Below are 17,465 nucleotides of genomic sequence, written 5' to 3'. Positions count from 1 at the left end.
TGAAGAAAGCAGCCGCCCGATAAGGGCGGCTGCGGGTCGTCGGTTCAGACTGCCACGGCGTCCGGGGCCTGGACCGAAGCTTCGCGCCGGTTGCGCAGTTCCTCGGCCACCAGGAAGGCCAGTTCCAGCGACTGGCTGGCGTTCAGGCGCGGGTCGCAGGCGGTGTGATAGCGGTCGGACAGATCCTCGTCCGTGACGGCGCGGACGCCGCCCGTGCATTCCGTCACGTCCTTGCCGGTCATCTCGAAATGCACGCCACCGGGGATCGTGCCCTCGGACTTGTGGACTGCAAAGAACTCCCGCACCTCGCGCAGGATCGAATCGAAGGCCCGCGTCTTGTATCCGGTCGAGGACTTGATGACGTTGCCGTGCATCGGGTCGCAGGACCAGACGACATTGGCGCCCTCGGCCCGGACGGTCTGGATCAGGCGCGGCAGGTGGTCGCCCACCTTGCCCGCCCCGAAGCGCGCGATCAGGGTCAGCCGGCCCGGTTCGTTTTCCGGGTTCAGCTTGGCCATCAGGACCTTCAGATCCTCGGCCGTGGTGGTCGGGCCGCATTTCAGGCCGATGGGGTTCTGGACGCCACGGCAGAATTCGACATGGGCGCCGTCTACTTGCCGGGTGCGGTCGCCGATCCAGATCATGTGGCCCGATCCCGCCACCGGCAGGCCGGTCGTCGAATCGACGCGCGCCAGGGCTTCTTCGTATTCCAGCAGAAGGGCTTCGTGGCTGGTGTAGAAATCGACCTTGGACAGTTGGTGCGCGGTGTCCGAGTTGACGCCCGCCGCCTGCATGAAGGCCATAGCATCGCTGATCCGGCCGGCGATGTCGCGGTATTTCGCGGCCTCTGGCCCGCCCACGAAATCCGCGATCCAGCTTTGGACGCGGTGCATGTCCGCGAACCCGCCGGTCGAGAAGGCCCGGAGCAGATTCAGCGAAGCGGCTGCCTGGGTATAGGCCGCCAGCATCCGCTGGGGATCGGGGATCCGCGCCTCGGCCGTAAAGTCGAAGCCGTTGATGATGTCGCCGCGATAGCTGGGCAACTCGACCCCGTTCAGGACCTCGGTGGGCGCGCTGCGAGGCTTGGCGAACTGGCCTGCCATCCGGCCGACCTTGATGACCGGAAGCTGCGCGCCCCAGGTCAGGACCACCGCCATCTGCAGCAGCACCTTGAAGGTGTCGCGGATGTTGTCTGCGCTGAACTCGGCAAAGCTTTCGGCGCAGTCGCCGCCCTGCAGCAGGAAGGCGCGGCCTGCCGCCGCCTCGGCCAGATGGGCCTTCAGGCGGCGCGCTTCGCCCGCGAAGACCAGGGGCGGATAGCGGCGCAGCTGCGCCTCGACCCCTGCAAGCGCGGTCTGGTCCAGATAGTCCGGCATCTGCACACGGGGATAGGCGCGCCAGCCGGCCTTGTCCCAGGCTTGGGTGGCGGTCTTGCGGTTCTCCTGCGTCATGGCACGGACTCCTTGGAAAAATGGTCGGGCAGATATAGACGGGAATGGCGCCGGGGGGAAGGTGGCGGATCCCCTTGCGGCAGCCGTTATTTCCTGATGATGTCGCCCGATCTCGCGCGAAGACTGCCCTCATGACATCCGACAAGCCCCGCCGCTTCACGTTCCTGCTGCTGGACCGTTTCACCATGCTGCCCTTTACCGCGGCGATCGAGCCGCTGCGGCTGGCCAACCGCGCCGCCGGGCGGCAGCTTTATTCCTGGCGGTTGGTCGGACCGGGCAAGGAATGGGCCGCCTGTTCCAACGGCACGCGCGTGGCCCTGGATGCGGGACTCGATGCCGATCCGGCCCCCGAGCGTGAGGACGTGATCATCGTCTGCGGCGGCACCGACATCGCGCGCGAGGCATCGAAGCCTGTCCTGAACTGGCTGCGCAAGCAGGCCCGCAGCGGCCCGACCCTGGGCGCCGTCTGCACCGGCACCTGGATCCTGGCCGAGGCCGGTCTTCTGGATGGCCGCAAGGCCACGATCCACTGGGAAAACCACGACGGCTTCGCCGAGGCCTTTCCCCAGGTGGACCTTTATCGGTCGGTCTTCGTCAATGACGGCAACCGGCTGACCGCGGCGGGGGGCACCTCGTCCATCGACATGATGCTGAACCTGATTGCCGAGGCGCAGGGAGACGCCATCGCGACCGAGGTCGCCGACCAGATGCTGCACACCACGATCCGCACCAACCAGGACCGTCAGCGCCTGTCGATCCCCACGCGGATCGGCGTCCGTCACCCGCGCTTGGCCGCGATCATCGCACGGATGGAGGGCAACCTGGAGGATCCGATCAGCCCCGCCCGCCTGGCAGAAGACGCCGGCATGTCGACCCGCCAGCTTGAACGGCTGTTCCGCCGCTATCTGAACCGCAGCCCCAAGCGGTATTACATGGAAACCCGGCTAGCACGCGCGCGCAACCTGCTGATGCAGACCGAGATGTCGATCATCGAGATCGCGCTTGCCTCGGGGTTTTCCAGCCCTTCGCATTTCTCGAAATGCTACCGGGCGCTCTACGGCAGCACGCCCTATCGCGAACGGGGCACCGGACGCCCCCCCCAGGCATAGAAAAACCCCGGCACGACTGTCGCACCGGGGCAATTCTTGCGCTGACGCCGTTCTCAGTTGGGAACGGTGGACTGGTTCGGATCTAGGCCGATATGGGTGCCCATGGCCTCCATGTCGGCCAGCAGCTTGGTGGCCGCGGTGACAATGTCATCGCCAACCGTGTCGCGCTTGGCTTCCGCACTGCGGCGGCGGCGATGAGCCTCGGCCATCATGTCGTTGAAGACGTCCTGGGTCATCTCGTCGCGCGCATGGCCGCGTTCGGCCAGCAGGCTGACCGAATCGGGGCCGATCTCGACAAAGCCGCCGGTGACGGCAAACTCGGTCTGCGATCCGTCGGCCGCCACCACCGTGACCAGACCGGGCCGCAGCGTGACGATGGTCGGCGCGTGGCCGGGCATGGCGGTCAGGTCGCCATCCGTGCCCGGCAGGCGAACCTCGCGCACGGGAACGGAGGCGAGGCTCCGTTCCGGCGACACGAGGTCGAACTGCATGGTATCGGCCATCTCGCCCCCTTACGCGGCTTCTGCCGCGAGACGCTGGGCTTTCGCCTTCACGTCCTCGATGTCGCCAACCATGTAGAAGGCGGCTTCCGGCAGGTGGTCGTATTCACCCGCGACCACGGCCTTGAAGGACGCGATGGTCTTTTCCAGCGGCACCTGGACGCCATCGGAACCGGTGAACACCTTCGCCACGTCGAAGGGCTGGGACAGGAAACGCTGGATCTTCCGGGCGCGGGCCACGGTCAGCTTGTCCTCCTCGGACAGTTCGTCCATGCCCAGAATGGCGATGATGTCCTGCAGCGACTTGTACTTCTGCAGGATGCCCTGAACGTCGCGGGCGACCTGATAGTGCTCTTCGCCAACGACAGCCGGGTCGAGGATACGGCTGTTCGAATCCAGCGGGTCCACGGCCGGATAGATCCCCAGTTCCGAGATCGCGCGCGACAGAACGGTCGTGGCGTCCAGGTGGGCGAAGGTCGTGGCGGGCGCCGGGTCGGTCAGGTCGTCGGCCGGAACATACACGGCCTGGATCGAGGTGATCGAGCCGTTCTTGGTCGAGGTGATGCGTTCCTGCATCGCGCCCATGTCGGTGGCCAGCGTCGGCTGGTAACCCACGGCGGAGGGGATGCGGCCCAGCAGCGCCGACACTTCCGAACCGGCCTGCGTGAAGCGGAAGATGTTGTCCACGAAGAACAGGACGTCGGTGCCGGTGGCGTCGCGGAACTGCTCGGCCACGGTCAGGCCGGTCAGGGCGACGCGCATCCGCGCCCCGGGAGGCTCGTTCATCTGGCCGTAAACCAAGGCCACTTGGCTTTCCGCCAGGTTGTCCGGCTTGATTACGCCCGATTCCACCATCTCGTGATACAGGTCGTTGCCCTCGCGGGTCCGTTCGCCAACGCCCGCGAACACGGAATAGCCCGAGTGCACCTTGGCGATGTTGTTGATCAGTTCCATGATCAGAACGGTCTTGCCGACGCCTGCGCCGCCGAACAGGCCGATCTTGCCGCCCTTGGAGTACGGGGCCAGCAGGTCGATGACCTTGATGCCGGTGACCAGGATCTCGGACGAGGTCGCCTGCTGCGAGAACTCGGGCGCGGGCTGGTGGATCGCGCGGCGCTCGGACACAGCCAGCGGCTCGCCTTCGTCCACGGGCTCGCCCACGACGTTCAGGATGCGGCCCAGCGTCACGTCGCCGACCGGAACGGTGATCGGGCCGCCGGTGTCGGTCACACGCTCGCCGCGGACCAGACCTTCGGTCGAATCCATGGCGATGGTGCGGACGGTGTTCTCGCCAAGATGCTGGGCCACTTCCAGGACCAGCTTCTTGCCGTTGTTGGTGGTTTCAAGCGCGTTCAGAATCGCGGGCAGGTGATTGTCGAACTGCACGTCAACGACGGCGCCGATCACCTGCGTGATTTTACCATTGGCCTCTGCCATGTCTCTACCCCTACGTGTCAGAGCGCCTCGGCGCCCGAGATGATTTCGATGAGTTCCTTGGTGATCGCAGCCTGGCGCGAGCGGTTGTACTCGGTCGTCAGTCGGTCGATCATGTCGCCCGCGTTGCGCGTGGCGTTGTCCATGGCCGTCATCCGCGCCCCCTGTTCGGAAGCCGCATTTTCCAGAAGCGCCGCAAAAATCTGCGTCGCGACCGAACGCGGCAGCAGGTCGGCCAGGATGGCCTCCTCGCCGGGTTCGTATTCATAGAGGTCGGACCCGCCGCCAGCCGCTTCGCCTTCGGGCACTTCGGCCGGGATGATCTGGCGCGCGGTCGGAACCTGGCTGATCACCGATTCGAAGCGGTTGTAGAAGATCGTTGCCACATCGAAATCGCCGGCCTCGAAGCGGTCCAGCACGTCCTCGGCAATGGCGCGGGCATTGTCATAGCCGACGCGCTTGACCTCGGACAGGTCGACATGGCTGACGAACAGGCTGCCGTATTCACGCTTCAGCTGTTCACGGCCCTTCTTGCCGACGGTCAGGATCGCGACTTCCTTGCCCTCGCCGCGCAGGCGGTCGGCGTGCAGCCGCGCCAGCTTGACGATGGAGCTGTTGAAGCCGCCGGCCAGCCCGCGCTCCGAGGTCATGACGACCAGCAGGTGCTTGCGGTCGGCGCCCGTCCCGGCCAGCAGGCGCGGCGCCGAGGACGAACCGGCCGCATTCGCGGTCAGTCCGGCCATCACCACCGCCATCCGGTCGGCATAGGGGCGCGCGGCTTCCGCCGCATCCTGCGCACGGCGCAGCTTCGCGGCGGCGACCATCTGCATCGCCTTCGTGATCTTCCGCGTGTTCTTGACGCTTCCGATCCGGTTCTTGAGATCCTTGAGACTGGGCATCTATTCCCCCTCTCAGGCGCGGGTCTTGTTGTATGCGTCCAGAGCGGCCTTGATCGCGTCTTCCAGATCGCCCGAAACCTTGCGGTCGTTGCGGGTCATGTCGTCCAGCAGGTCGGCCTTCTGGTTGCGCAGGAACTGGATCAGCCCGTCTTCCCAGGCAACGACGTCGCGCACCGGCACGTTGTCGATATAACCCTTGGTGCCGGCATAGATCACGATCACGATCTCGGCGTTGGTCAGCGGACGATACTGCGGCTGCTTCATCAGTTCCGTCAGGCGCGAACCGCGGTTCAGCAGGCGCTGCGTCGCCGCGTCGAGGTCGGACCCGAACTGGGCGAAGGCGGCCATCTCGCGGTACTGGGCCAGCTCCAGCTTGACCGGACCGGCGACCGACTTCATCGCCTTGGTCTGGGCGGCAGAACCCACACGGGACACGGACAGACCGGTGTTCACGGCGGGGCGGATGCCCTGGAAGAACAGTTCCGTTTCCAGGAAGATCTGGCCGTCGGTGATCGAGATCACGTTGGTCGGGATATAGGCCGATACGTCGCCCGCCTGCGTCTCGATGATCGGCAGAGCGGTCAGCGAGCCTGCGCCATTGGCTTCGTTCAGCTTGGCCGAACGCTCCAGCAGGCGCGAGTGCAGGTAGAACACGTCGCCGGGATAGGCTTCGCGGCCGGGCGGACGGCGCAGCAGCAGCGACATCTGGCGATAGGCCACGGCCTGCTTGGACAGGTCGTCATAGATGATCAGCGCGTCCATGCCGTTGTCGCGGAAGTATTCGCCGATCGCGGTGCCCGAATAGGGCGCCAGGAACTGCATCGGCGCCGGGTCGGAGGCGGTCGCGGCGACGACAGTCGTGTAGGCCATGGCGCCGGTTTCTTCCAGCTTCTTGACCAGCTGGGCCACGGTCGAACGCTTCTGGCCGACGGCGACGTAGATGCAGTGGAGCGTCTTCATGCCCTCGGCCTCGCGGCCGTTGTAGTTCTGCTGGTTCAGGATCGTGTCCAGAACGATCGCGGTCTTGCCGGTCTGGCGGTCGCCGATGATCAGTTCGCGCTGGCCACGGCCGACCGGGATCATGGCGTCGACGGACTTGAGGCCGGTCGCCATCGGCTCGTGCACCGACTTGCGCGGCATGATGCCGGGGGCTTTCACGTCGGCGATGCGGCGCTCGGTGTACTCGATCGGGCCCTTGCCGTCGATCGGGTTGCCAAGCGCGTCCACCACGCGGCCCAGCAGGCCCTTGCCGACCGGCACGTCCACGATGGAGCGGGTGCGCTTGACGGTATCACCTTCCTTGATGTCGCGGTCGTCGCCGAAGATCACGATGCCGACGTTGTCGGTTTCAAGGTTCAGCACCATGCCCCGGACGCCGCCCGGAAACTCGACCATCTCGCCGGCCTGCACCTTGTCGAGACCGTAGACGCGGGCAATGCCGTCACCGACGGACAGCACCTGGCCCACTTCGGCCACTTCGGCTTCCTGACCGAAATTCCTGATCTGATCCTTGAGGATGGCCGAAATCTCGGCTGCCTGGATTCCCATTATCCGACCTCTTTCATAGCATTCTGGAGGGAAGCGAGCTTCGAGCGGATCGAACTGTCGATCATCTGCGAACCCAGCTTGACAATCATGCCGCCGATAAGAGCCTCATCGACGCGGGTGTTCAGTTTCACTTTCTTGCCCGACTTCTGCGCCAGGGTGTCGCGCAGGCGGGTCTGCTGGTCGTCGGTCAGGGCCACGGCGCTTGTCACCTCGGCGGTGACTTCGCCCCGCTCCTCGGCGATCAGCGCCTGCAACTGGCGCGCCAGTTGCGGCAGCACGAACAGGCGGCGGTTACGGGCCATCAACTGCAGCGTGTTGGCCAGCACCGGCGACAGGCCCATCCGCTGCGACAACGCCGCGATCGCGCGCGACTGGTCGTCACGGGTATAGATGGGAGAGCTGATCAAGGCGCGCAAGTCAGCGCTGTCCTTCAGCGCCGATCCCAGATCCTCGGTCTGCTGAGCCAGGGCGTCCAGGCCCCCGTCTTCCTTGACGATGTCGAAGACGGCCTGCGCATAGCGCCCGGCGATGCTCTGGGACATGGAAACAGAGTTGGCCACGGTCATCCTTTACGGTTTGCGCAAACCCCACTGGCGGGCCGGTTTGCTGCCGGTCTGTCGCGGGGTGCGGGTCGCATTCGCACGGCTTATGGAGGGCCGTTCGGAAATCTGCGGCGTCTCTAGCAGGTGAATGCGGGCCGGGCAACCGGATAGCGCACGGAAATGAGAGGGTTGCGACCTTCGGATCCGGCCCCGGCCGATCGCCGCGCATGGCAGGCCCGGCAGGGTGCGACAGGCTGTCGCAGCGCACTCCGGCCAGGCCCTTCCGGACCATGCTGAACGCAGCGCAGACGGGCGCCACGGGACTTTGCAATTACATGAAAACCGCCCGGCGCAGGGACCAGCCAAAGACTGCCCCCATGCGCCGGGCGCAACTGGGAACGATACTTGGACGACTTTCCGCCACGCCGATAGGGAACGGAGGGCGGAGCGACACAAAAAGCAGCGAACTCGTTACCCCTAAGGCTATAGGCCAGATGGGCGCCCTCCGTCAGTTCACCTTATGGACAGGTGGACACGATTCGAGACGGGTCCTGCTTTCCGTCCCGCAGATGCTGCACGTTCCGCCCCAAGGGGGCACGCGCCGGGCGCGGGCCGACGACGCCGTCCAGGATCTCGCGCGGGCTGGGCACGTGGACGCGCATCTCGGGGCCGATGGGGGCGCGGACCTGCTTGGACAGTTCGATCAGGACCACGCCCGCGATCAGGACGCGGCTGATGCGCTTTCCCGTCCGTTCCCACATCTGGGCGCTGCCCAGCCAGAAGCGGCGGTCGGATGGCGGGATGTAGACGGCCGATCCGTGCCATTCGGGGACAAAGCCCGCCCGCCGGGCCTGGGTCTCGATCTGGCCGGCGGTATAGCTGCGGCCAAGGCCGAAGGGCGTGCGGTCGGACGCAGCCCAAAGCCCCGCCCTGTTCGGGACCATCACGATCATCCGCCCACCCGGCCCTAGCACACGCCAGGCCTCGGCCAGAAGGGCCTTGGGATCGTCGCTGGTCTCCAGGCCGTGGAGGATGACAAGCCGGTCCACGCTGCCGGCTTCCAGCGGCCATGCGGACTCGTCGCACAGGACGCTGTGGTTCGGCATCCCGGCGGGCCAGGCCATGACCCCCTGGGGGCCGGGCATCAGCGCCGTGACCCGCCGCGCCGTCGCCAGATAGGGGCGCAGCATCGGCGCCGCAAAGCCGAATCCTGCCACGGTCATTCCCGTGCAGCCACCCGGCGGCCAGCGGGTGACAAGCCGGTCGCGCAGGATCCGCTGAACCACGCGGCCCAGGGACCGCTGGTAATAGAACTGGCGAAGGTCGGTAATATCGTGGTGCATTGCGCCCCGGCCCGGGTTTTGACAGGCTCGACCACATCACAGGAAAGGGACTTTGCCAATGCCGCTGGAACTGGTCACGCTGCGCTGCCTGAAGGACAACTATGCCTATCTGCTGCACGGCGAGGAAGGCACTGTCCTGATCGACGCCCCCGAGCCGATGCCAATCCTGCGCGAACTGGCCGCCCGCGACTGGGGCCTGTCTGCGATCCTGCTGACACATCACCATTCGGACCATGTGGACGGCGTGGCCGAGATCGTGGCCGGAACCGGGGCCATGGTAATCGGCGCCGCCGCCGACGCGCACCGCCTGCCACCGCTGGACCTCCGCGTGGCCCCCGGCGAGCCGCTGGAGGTGCTGGGCGAGCCGGTCGAGATCATCGACGTGTCCGGCCACACCGTCGGCCATGTCGCCTTCCACCTTCCGCAGTCCGGCTTTGCCTTCACCGCCGACAGCCTGATGGCCTTGGGCTGCGGCCGGCTGTTCGAAGGCACGCCGCAGATGATGTGGGCCAGCCTGTCGCGCCTGAACGCCCTGCCCCCGGAAACGCTGATCTGCTCGGGCCATGACTATTGCGCGGGTAACGGAGCCTTCGCCCTGTCGGTTGATCCCGACAACCAGGCCCTGCGCGACCGGCTGGAGGCCGTGCAGATGAAGGAACAGCCCTGCGCCCCCGCGCCCCTTTCGCTGGAACGCGAAACGAATCCCTTCCTGCGCGTCAGCCATCTCCGCGCCAGCCTGGGCATGGAAGATGCGCCCGATGCCGAGGTCTTTGCCCGCCTTCGCGCGATGAAGGACAGCTTCTGAAGGCAAGCGAAATCGTCGCCCCCATCGCCGCGCTTGAAATCCGCACGGCGAGGCATCACATCTGCCTCAACCGTGGGAAAAACGCGGCATGTGGACGAAAAACCACTTGATGCCAGCCGAAATCCACCAAATCTTAACTGTATCGTGACAGTCTGGGCAGGTGGGCACAAGATATGCCCATACCGCCAGTCGACTGACAGGAGACGACCGTGCCAAGCTTCTCGACCTCACTGGAACAGGCCATTCACCAGGCGCTTGCCCTGGCGAACGAACATCGACACGAGCTTGCCACGCTCGAACACCTTCTGCTGGCCCTGACCGAGGAACCGGACGCGGTCAAGGTGATGCGGGCCTGCAATGTCGACCTGGACGAACTGCGCAAGCTGCTGATCGACTTCATCGAGGACGATCTTTCCACGCTGATCACCGACGTGGAAGGGTCCGAGGCCGTGCCGACCGCCGCCTTCCAGCGGGTGATCCAGCGTGCCGCCATCCATGTCCAAAGCTCGGGCCGGCAAGAGGTGACGGGCGCCAATGTGCTGGTCGCGATCTTTGCCGAACGCGAATCCAACGCGGCCTTCTTCCTGCAGGAAATGGACATGACCCGTTACGACGCGGTCAACTTCATCGCACATGGCGTGGCGAAGAACCCGTCCTTCAACGAGAATCGCAAGGTTGTGGGGTCGGACGAGCCCGAACAGAAGCAGGCCGAGGCCGCGCCCGAAGCCAAGGATGAAACCGCCCTTGGCAAGTACTGCGTGGACCTGAATGCCAAGTCCAAGAAAGGCGACATCGACCCGCTGATCGGCCGCGAGGCCGAGGTGGAACGAGCGATCCAGGTCCTGTGCCGCCGCCGCAAGAACAACCCGCTTCTGGTGGGCGATCCCGGCGTGGGCAAGACCGCCATCGCCGAAGGTCTTGCGCTGAAGATCACGCGTGGAGAAACCCCCGACGTGCTGGCCGGTGCCACGATCTTCTCGCTCGACATGGGCGCGCTGCTGGCGGGCACCCGCTATCGCGGCGATTTCGAGGAACGGCTGAAAGCCGTCGTGAAGGAGTTGGAGAACCACCCGGACGCGATCCTGTTCATTGACGAGATCCACACCGTCATCGGTGCGGGCGCGACCTCGGGCGGGGCGATGGATGCGTCGAACCTGCTGAAGCCCGCCCTGTCGGGCGGCAAGCTGCGCTGCATGGGCTCGACGACGTATAAAGAGTTCCGCCAGCATTTTGAAAAGGACCGCGCCCTGTCGCGCCGGTTCCAGAAGATCGACGTGAACGAGCCCACCGTGGCCGACACCATCAAGATCCTGATGGGGCTGAAGCCGTCTTTCGAAAAGCATCACGACCTGCGCTACACCAATGACGCGATCAAGTCGGCGGTGGAACTGGCCAGCCGCTATATCAACGACCGCAAGCTGCCCGACAGCGCCATCGACGTCATCGACGAGGCGGGTGCGGCCCAGCACCTGGTCAGCGAAAGCAAGCGGCGCAAGACGATCAGCCCCAAGGAGATCGAGGCCGTCGTGGCCAAGATCGCCCGCATCCCGCCGAAGAACGTCAGCAAGGACGATGCCGAGGTTCTGCGCGACCTGGAGACGACCCTCAAGCGCGTGGTCTTCGGCCAGGACGCGGCGATCACCGCCCTGTCCTCGGCCATCAAGCTGGCCCGGGCGGGTCTGCGCGAACCTGAAAAGCCCATCGGCAACTATCTGTTTGCCGGGCCAACGGGCGTCGGCAAGACCGAGGTTGCCAAGCAGTTGGCCTCGACCCTGGGCGTCGAACTGCTTCGCTTCGACATGTCGGAATACATGGAGAAGCACGCGGTTTCCCGCCTGATCGGCGCGCCTCCGGGCTATGTCGGTTTCGACCAGGGCGGGATGCTGACCGACGGCGTGGACCAGCACCCGCATTGCGTGCTGCTGCTGGATGAGATCGAGAAGGCGCACCCGGATGTCTACAACATCCTGTTGCAGGTGATGGACCACGGCAAGCTGACCGACCACAACGGCCGGCAGGTGGATTTCCGCAACGTGATCCTGATCATGACCTCGAACGCCGGCGCGTCGGACATGCAGAAGGCCGCGATCGGTTTCGGCCGCGACAAGCGCGAGGGCGAGGATACCGCCGCCATCGAGCGGACCTTCACGCCCGAGTTCCGCAACCGCCTGGACGCGATCATCAGCTTTGCCGCGCTGTCGCGCGACGTGGTGGTCCATGTGGTCGAGAAGTTCGTGCTGCAACTGGAAGCGCAGCTGATGGACCGCAACGTCCATATCGAGCTGACCCCCGAAGCCGCCGACTGGTTGGCCGAAAAGGGTTACGACGACAAGATGGGCGCCCGTCCCCTGGGCCGCGTGATCCAGGAGCACATCAAGAAGCCGCTGGCCGAGGAACTGCTGTTCGGCCGGCTGACCAAGGGCGGCGTGGTCCGCGTCAAGATCGAGGACGACAAGCCCGCCTTCGACATTACCGGCCCCGATGCCCCGCGGATCGGCAAGTCCAAGACGCCGTTGCTGACCGCCGACTGATCGGCCTGACAGGAACGAAGCCCCGCCCGACCCAGTCGCGGCGGGGCTTTCCTTTTGCGGCGGGCGGCAAGCCGAAGGCTTGGTGTTTCCGGCCCCCTCGACGGGGGCGGGAAACGCTGGCCCTAAAGCAGCCGCGCCGGGATCAGCCCGCGCAGGGCATTGCCCATCAGGATCTCTCCGTCGCGCAGATCGTCGGGCATCAGCCGCGCCTCCTCGGCCCGACCCGCTTCGAGCAGCGACCGGCGCAGCACGCCGGGCAGCAGCCCGCAGGACAGCGGCGGAGTCAGCAGACGGCCCCCGCGCCGGAGGAACAGGCTGGTGATCGTGCCCTCGCAGACCTCCCCGCCTTCGTTCAGCAGGATCGCCTCGTCCACCCCTGCGGGAAGGGCCACACGGGCGCGCTCATAGACCGGCCGGTGCGATGTCTTGACCCGCAGCCAGGGATCCCCGCTGTCCAGCCGGTGATCCGAGAGGATGACCTGCCAGACCTCGGGGTTCGGCGGCAATGGCTGATGAGTCAGCGCGACCTGGCCCGCCGCATCCACCGCCAGCCGCGCCCGCAGCACCCGGCTGCGCGGCAGCCTGGCCAGGACCGCCATCACCCGCGCGTCGTCAAGGGCAAAGCCCACCGCCGCGCAGCCCGCCCGCAGCCGGTCCAGATGCAGCGGCCACAGCGCGATGCGCCCGTCGGGTTCGGCGCGCATGGTCTCGAAGACAGTCAGGCCTTCGGGGACAGGTCCAGGAATGCGGCCTTGCACAATGCTTCCTCCCATTCGGAACCGGCACGGCTGTCATGGGTAATGCCGCCGCCGACATTCAGCCGCAGCCGGTCCGGCGCCTCCAGCACCGGCGAGCGGATCGCGACCGAGAAGCGCATGGGCCCCGCCGGGTCCATCCAACCGATTGCGCCGCAATAGACGCCGCGCGGCGCCCCTTCCAGTTCGGCGATGATCTCCATCGCGCGGATCTTGGGCGCCCCGGTGATCGAGCCACAGGGAAAGATCGCCCGCAGGATGTCCGCAAATCCGGCACCAGGCGCAAGCTGCCCCGTCACGGTCGAGGTCATCTGGTGAACCGTGGCATAGGTTTCGACATGGAACAGTTTCGGCACGCGGACGCTGCCCGGCAGGCAGATGCGCGACAGGTCATTGCGCAGAAGGTCCACGATCATCAGGTTCTCGGCCCGGTTCTTTTCCGAGGCCGGCAGGCTGCGGGCATTGCCCTCGTCCTCGGCGGGATCGGGGGACCGCGCGGCGGTGCCCTTCATCGGGCGCGTCTCGATCATGCTTTCGGCATCGACGGCGAAGAACAGTTCCGGGCTGCGCGACAGGACCGCCGGCCCGCCCAGATCGACAAAGGCGCCCTCGCCTACTGGCTGTCGCGCGGCAAGGGCCGCATAGATCGCCAGCGGATCGCCCGCGACCTCGGCCAGCATCGGAAAGGTCAGGTTGATCTGGTAACAGTCGCCCGCCGCGATATAGGCCCGCACCGCGTCGATGGCCGCGTCATAGCGCGCCCGCGACCACAGCGGCCGGGCCGGTCCTATCCGCACGCCGGCCGGTTCGGGCAAGGCGGGCGCGGGGAGCGGGCGGTCGAAGACGCCCATCAGGATCAGCGGGCAGCCCCGCTGGGCAGGCATCAGGGGGGCAAGCTTCGGCGTCAGCGCGTGGCCCAGTTCATAGGACAGGTATCCCGCGACCCACAGGCCCTGCGCCCGCGCGGCCTCGATCGCCAGCAGCGCCGGCCCGACGCCCACAGGGCTGTCCGCGCGGATCACCATGCGGGGGGCGGCAAACAGCGTCCCGCCCGGCAGCGGCCCCCGATCGAACCGGACCTGTTCCGTCACCTTGCGGCCTTGGCCTTGGCGGCCAGATCGCGGGCGACGGCGAAGGCGCCCTTGATCCGGTCCGCGTCGGACTTCCAGTCGTCCGCGACAAAGATCTTGTTGCCGGTGATCTTCGCCCGCGAGCGATTGTCGTTCATGAACTCGACCAGGCCCGCGGGGTTCGGGAACTTGTCCATGTGGAACTGCACCGTGGCACCCTTCGGCCCGGCATCCAGGCGCGAGATGTTGGCCCGCTTGGCCATCGCCTTGATGCGGATCACCAGCAGCAGGGTGTTCACCTCTCGCGGAAGCGCCCCGAAACGGTCGATCAGCTCGGCCGCGAAGCCCTCAAGCTCGACCTTGGTGGTCAAGCCGGACAGGCGGCGGTAAAGGCCAAGCCGCACGTCCAGGTCGGGGATATAGCTTTCGGGGATGGTGACCGGGACGCCCAGGTTCAGTTGCGGTGCCCATTCGTCCTCGGGCGTGCCCTCGATCTCGCCGGATTTCAGCTTGGCGATGGTTTCCTCCAGCATCTGCTGGTAAAGCTCGAACCCGACCTCCTTGATATGGCCCGATTGTTCCTCGCCCAGCAGGTTGCCCGCGCCGCGCAGGTCCAGGTCCTGCGAGGCAAGATTGAAGCCTGCACCCAGGCCGTCGATGCTGCCCAGGAACTTCAGCCGCCGCATGGCCTGGGGGGTCAGCGGCTGGCGGGGCTTGGTCGTCAGATAGCAATAGGCGCGGGTCTTCGACCGGCCCACGCGGCCCCGGATCTGATAAAGCTGCGCCAGGCCGAACATGTCGGCGCGCCAGACGATCATGGTGTTGGCGGTCGGGATGTCCAACCCGCTTTCCACGATGGTCGTCGCCAGCAGAACGTCGTGGCTGCCGTCGTAGAAGGCGTTCATCCGGCTGTCTAGATCGCCCGCCGCAAGCTGGCCGTGGGCGACGAGGTAGTTCAGTTCCGGCATGTTCTCCTTCAGCCAGTGTTCCACATCGGGCAGATCTGCCAGGCGCGGGACGACGAAGAAGCTTTGCCCGCCGCGGTATTTCTCGCGCAGCAGGGCTTCGCGCACGGTGACGCTGTCGAATTCGCTGACATAGGTGCGGATCGACAGGCGGTCCACCGGCGGGGTTCCGATCACTGACAGGTCGCGCACGCCGGTCAGCGACAGTTGCAGCGTGCGCGGGATGGGCGTCGCGGTCAGCGTCAGGACGTGGATGTCGCTGCGCAGTTCCTTCAGCCGTTCCTTGTGGGCCACGCCGAAATGCTGTTCCTCGTCGATGATCAGCAGGCCGAGGTTCTTGAAGCGCACGCCCTTGGCCAGCACCGCATGGGTGCCCACGACGATGTCCACCGAGCCATCGGACAGCCCCTCGCGGGTCTTGGCGGCGTCCTTGGCCGACACGAAGCGCGACAAGGGGCGCACGCAGATCGCGGTGCCGCGGAAGCGTTCGGCGAAGGTCTTGAAGTGCTGGCGGGCCAGCAGCGTGGTCGGTGCCACGACCGCCACCTGCATCCCCTGGCTGGCGGCGATGAAGGCCGCGCGCATCGCTACCTCGGTCTTGCCGAAGCCCACATCGCCCACGATCAAGCGGTCCATCGGGCGCCCTGCCGCCAGATCCTCGGCCACGTCCTCGATGGCGGACATCTGGTCCTCGGTCTCGGAATAGGGGAAGCGGGCTGCGAAGGCCTGCCAGTCGTGGTCCTCTGGCTCCAACACGGGGGCGGGACGCAGCAGGCGTTCGGCGGCGACGCGCATCAGCTTGTCGGCGATCAGCTTGATGCGTTCCTTGAGCCGCGCCTTCCGCGCCTGCCAGGCCCCCCCGCCCAGCCGGTCCAGCAAGCCTTCCTCGTGCCCGTAACGGGACAGCAGTTCGATGTTCTCGACCGGCAGGTACAGCCGGTCGCCGCCCGCATATTCCAAGGCCACGCAGTCGTGCGGCACGCCCATGGCCTTGATCGTCTCAAGCCCCGTATAGCGCCCGATGCCGTGTTCGACATGGACCACCAGATCGCCCGGCGTCAGGCTGGTGGTGTCCTTCAGGAAGTTGTCGGCCTTTCGGCGCTTCTTGGCGCCCCGGATCAGCCGGTCGCCCAGCACGTCCTGTTCGGAAATCACCGCCAGTTTGCCAAGGGCCTGCCCATCCGCGACAAAGCCCTCGTCCAGCGGCCAGACGGCCAGACCCACTGCGCCGGGCTGGTCGGAAAGGTCGCGAAGATCGCCAATCGGCCTCGCACCCGTCAGGCCTTCGTCGGCCAGAAGCCCCGACAGACGCTCTCTTGCGCCGTCCGAGAAGCTGGCGACGACCACCCGGTGGTCCTTCGACAGCGCCTTCACATGATCGGCCAACGCCCTGAACAGGTTTACGCTTTCGGACTGACGCTCGGGCGCGAAGTTGCGGCCCACGCGCCCGCCCGCATCCAGCACGCCCGGTCCCGGCGGCTGCGGCAGCACCGCCAGCCGCAGCACCCGATGCGCGGCCAGCCAGGACGCCCATTCCCCTTCAGTGGGGAACATCGCGTCAGGCGGCACGGGCTTGTAGACCGTATCGCTGCGACCCTTGGCGGCCATCGCGGCCCTTCGGGCCTCGAACTGTTCGCGGATCATGCCGCGGCGGGCGTCGATTACCTGCCCGATGTGGTCGTCCAGCACGACCGAGGCGCCGGGCAGATAGTCGAACAGGCTTTCCATCCGGTCGTGGAACCAGGGCAGCCAATGCTCCATCCCCGCCGTCTTGCGGCCCGCGCTGACGCTTTCATACAACGGATCGTTGGTCCCGCCGCCATATTCCGTGCGGTAATTCTGGCGGAAGCGGGTGATCGCGTCCTGATCCAGGATCACCTCGGACATGGGGGCAAGCTCGATCCGCGACAGCTTCTCGGTGGTGCGCTGCGTCTCGGCATCGAACCGGCGGGCGCCGTCCAGCACGTCACCGAACAGGTCCAGCCGGATCGGGCCGGATTCGCCGGGCGGGAAGATGTCGATGATGCCGCCGCGCACGGCGTAGTCGCCGGGTTCCGTCACAGTAGGCGACTGGGTAAAGCCCATGCGCACCAGAAAATCGCGCAAGGCACCCTCGTCGATGCGGTCGCCCACGCGGGCCGTGAAGCTGGCCGCGGCCACCAGATTGCGCGGGGGCACCCGCTGCATCACCGCGTTCAGCGTGGTCAGCAGCACGAAGGGCCCCTTGACCGCCCCCTGCGCCAGCCCGGCCAGCGTCGCCATCCGCGCCGCCTGGATATCGGGCGAGGGCGAGATGCGGTCATAGGGCGTCGTGTCCCAGGCCGGGAAATCCAGCACCGCAAGGCCCGGCGCCAGAAAGGCCAGGGCCGCGCGCATCGCCGCCATGCGCCGGTCGTCGCGGGCGATGTGGATCACGGGCTTGGCGTTGTTTTCGGGACGCGCAGCCTCGCGCGCGATCAGGGCGGCGTCATAGCCCTCGGGCGCGCCGGAAAGGATCAGGTGTTCGGCCATGG

General features: G+C 66.4%; 13 protein-coding genes. 3 read left to right on the top strand and 10 right to left on the bottom strand.

Annotation, left to right across the window (positions count from 1 at the left end):
* Nucleotides 1–44: 44 nt before the first annotated feature.
* On the bottom strand, nucleotides 45–1,451 hold the full coding sequence (locus IE224_RS00130; protein WP_191307052.1) for a class II 3-deoxy-7-phosphoheptulonate synthase: 1,407 nt from the start codon (nucleotides 1,449–1,451) through the stop codon (nucleotides 45–47).
* A gap of 131 nt (nucleotides 1,452–1,582) precedes the next feature.
* Between IE224_RS00130 and IE224_RS00125 the strand changes: the two genes are divergently transcribed.
* A complete protein-coding gene (locus IE224_RS00125; RefSeq protein WP_167621826.1) occupies nucleotides 1,583–2,560 on the top strand; it encodes a GlxA family transcriptional regulator in 978 nt (325 codons plus the stop codon).
* Nucleotides 2,561–2,613: 53 nt separating this feature from the next.
* On the opposite strand, the gene IE224_RS00120 is transcribed toward IE224_RS00125, so the two are convergent.
* From IE224_RS00120 to IE224_RS00095, 6 genes are all read right to left on the bottom strand, one after another.
* Nucleotides 2,614–3,063, bottom strand: coding sequence for a F0F1 ATP synthase subunit epsilon (locus IE224_RS00120; RefSeq protein WP_191307051.1), 450 nt, complete (start codon nucleotides 3,061–3,063; stop codon nucleotides 2,614–2,616).
* A 9-nt stretch (nucleotides 3,064–3,072) separates the two neighbouring features.
* Complete coding sequence (atpD, locus tag IE224_RS00115; RefSeq protein ID WP_167621824.1) at nucleotides 3,073–4,497, bottom strand: F0F1 ATP synthase subunit beta; 1,425 nt, start codon at nucleotides 4,495–4,497, stop codon at nucleotides 3,073–3,075.
* A 17-nt stretch (nucleotides 4,498–4,514) separates the two neighbouring features.
* Nucleotides 4,515–5,393: a F0F1 ATP synthase subunit gamma gene (locus IE224_RS00110; RefSeq protein ID WP_191307049.1), complete on the bottom strand. Its 879-nt coding sequence runs from the start codon at nucleotides 5,391–5,393 to the stop codon at nucleotides 4,515–4,517.
* Between the two features lie 12 nt (nucleotides 5,394–5,405).
* Nucleotides 5,406–6,941, bottom strand: coding sequence for a F0F1 ATP synthase subunit alpha (atpA, locus tag IE224_RS00105; RefSeq protein WP_167621822.1), 1,536 nt, complete (start codon nucleotides 6,939–6,941; stop codon nucleotides 5,406–5,408).
* Nucleotides 6,941–7,507 carry a F0F1 ATP synthase subunit delta gene (locus IE224_RS00100; RefSeq protein ID WP_167621821.1) on the bottom strand — a complete coding sequence of 189 codons (567 nt, stop codon included), beginning with the start codon at nucleotides 7,505–7,507 and terminating at the stop codon, nucleotides 6,941–6,943. Before IE224_RS00100 ends, atpA begins: the two co-directional genes overlap by 1 nt.
* A 494-nt stretch (nucleotides 7,508–8,001) precedes the next feature.
* Nucleotides 8,002–8,826 carry a methyltransferase domain-containing protein gene (locus IE224_RS00095; protein WP_191307047.1) on the bottom strand — a complete coding sequence of 275 codons (825 nt, stop codon included), beginning with the start codon at nucleotides 8,824–8,826 and terminating at the stop codon, nucleotides 8,002–8,004.
* A gap of 58 nt (nucleotides 8,827–8,884) precedes the next feature.
* Here IE224_RS00095 and gloB point away from each other — a divergent pair, with 58 nt between their 5' ends.
* Both gloB and clpA read left to right on the top strand, forming a co-directional pair.
* Complete coding sequence (gene gloB / locus IE224_RS00090) at nucleotides 8,885–9,631, top strand: hydroxyacylglutathione hydrolase (RefSeq protein WP_191307045.1); 747 nt, start codon at nucleotides 8,885–8,887, stop codon at nucleotides 9,629–9,631.
* A 209-nt stretch (nucleotides 9,632–9,840) separates the two neighbouring features.
* Nucleotides 9,841–12,162: an ATP-dependent Clp protease ATP-binding subunit ClpA gene (gene clpA / locus IE224_RS00085; RefSeq protein WP_167621818.1), complete on the top strand. Its 2,322-nt coding sequence runs from the start codon at nucleotides 9,841–9,843 to the stop codon at nucleotides 12,160–12,162.
* 122 nt (nucleotides 12,163–12,284) lie between these two features.
* Here the strand turns inward: clpA and IE224_RS00080 are convergent, their stop codons facing one another.
* Genes IE224_RS00080 through mfd form a run of 3 tightly spaced genes read right to left on the bottom strand, consistent with a single transcriptional unit; the run spans nucleotide 12,285 to nucleotide 17,463 of the window.
* Nucleotides 12,285–12,920 carry an aminotransferase class IV family protein gene (locus IE224_RS00080; protein WP_229849178.1) on the bottom strand — a complete coding sequence of 212 codons (636 nt, stop codon included), beginning with the start codon at nucleotides 12,918–12,920 and terminating at the stop codon, nucleotides 12,285–12,287.
* A complete protein-coding gene (locus tag IE224_RS00075) occupies nucleotides 12,881–14,008 on the bottom strand; it encodes an aminodeoxychorismate synthase component I (RefSeq protein ID WP_191307043.1) in 1,128 nt (375 codons plus the stop codon). Before IE224_RS00075 ends, IE224_RS00080 begins: the two co-directional genes overlap by 40 nt.
* A complete protein-coding gene (gene mfd / locus IE224_RS00070; RefSeq protein WP_191307041.1) occupies nucleotides 14,005–17,463 on the bottom strand; it encodes a transcription-repair coupling factor in 3,459 nt (1,152 codons plus the stop codon). Before mfd ends, IE224_RS00075 begins: the two co-directional genes overlap by 4 nt.
* Between the last annotated feature and the right edge of the window lie 2 nt (nucleotides 17,464–17,465).

The organism is Paracoccus aerius (assembly GCF_014656455.1).
Lineage (GTDB): Bacteria > Pseudomonadota > Alphaproteobacteria > Rhodobacterales > Rhodobacteraceae > Paracoccus > Paracoccus aerius.
Note: the sequence above shows the minus strand (reverse complement) of the source record. Positions and strands in the feature narration are given on the sequence as shown.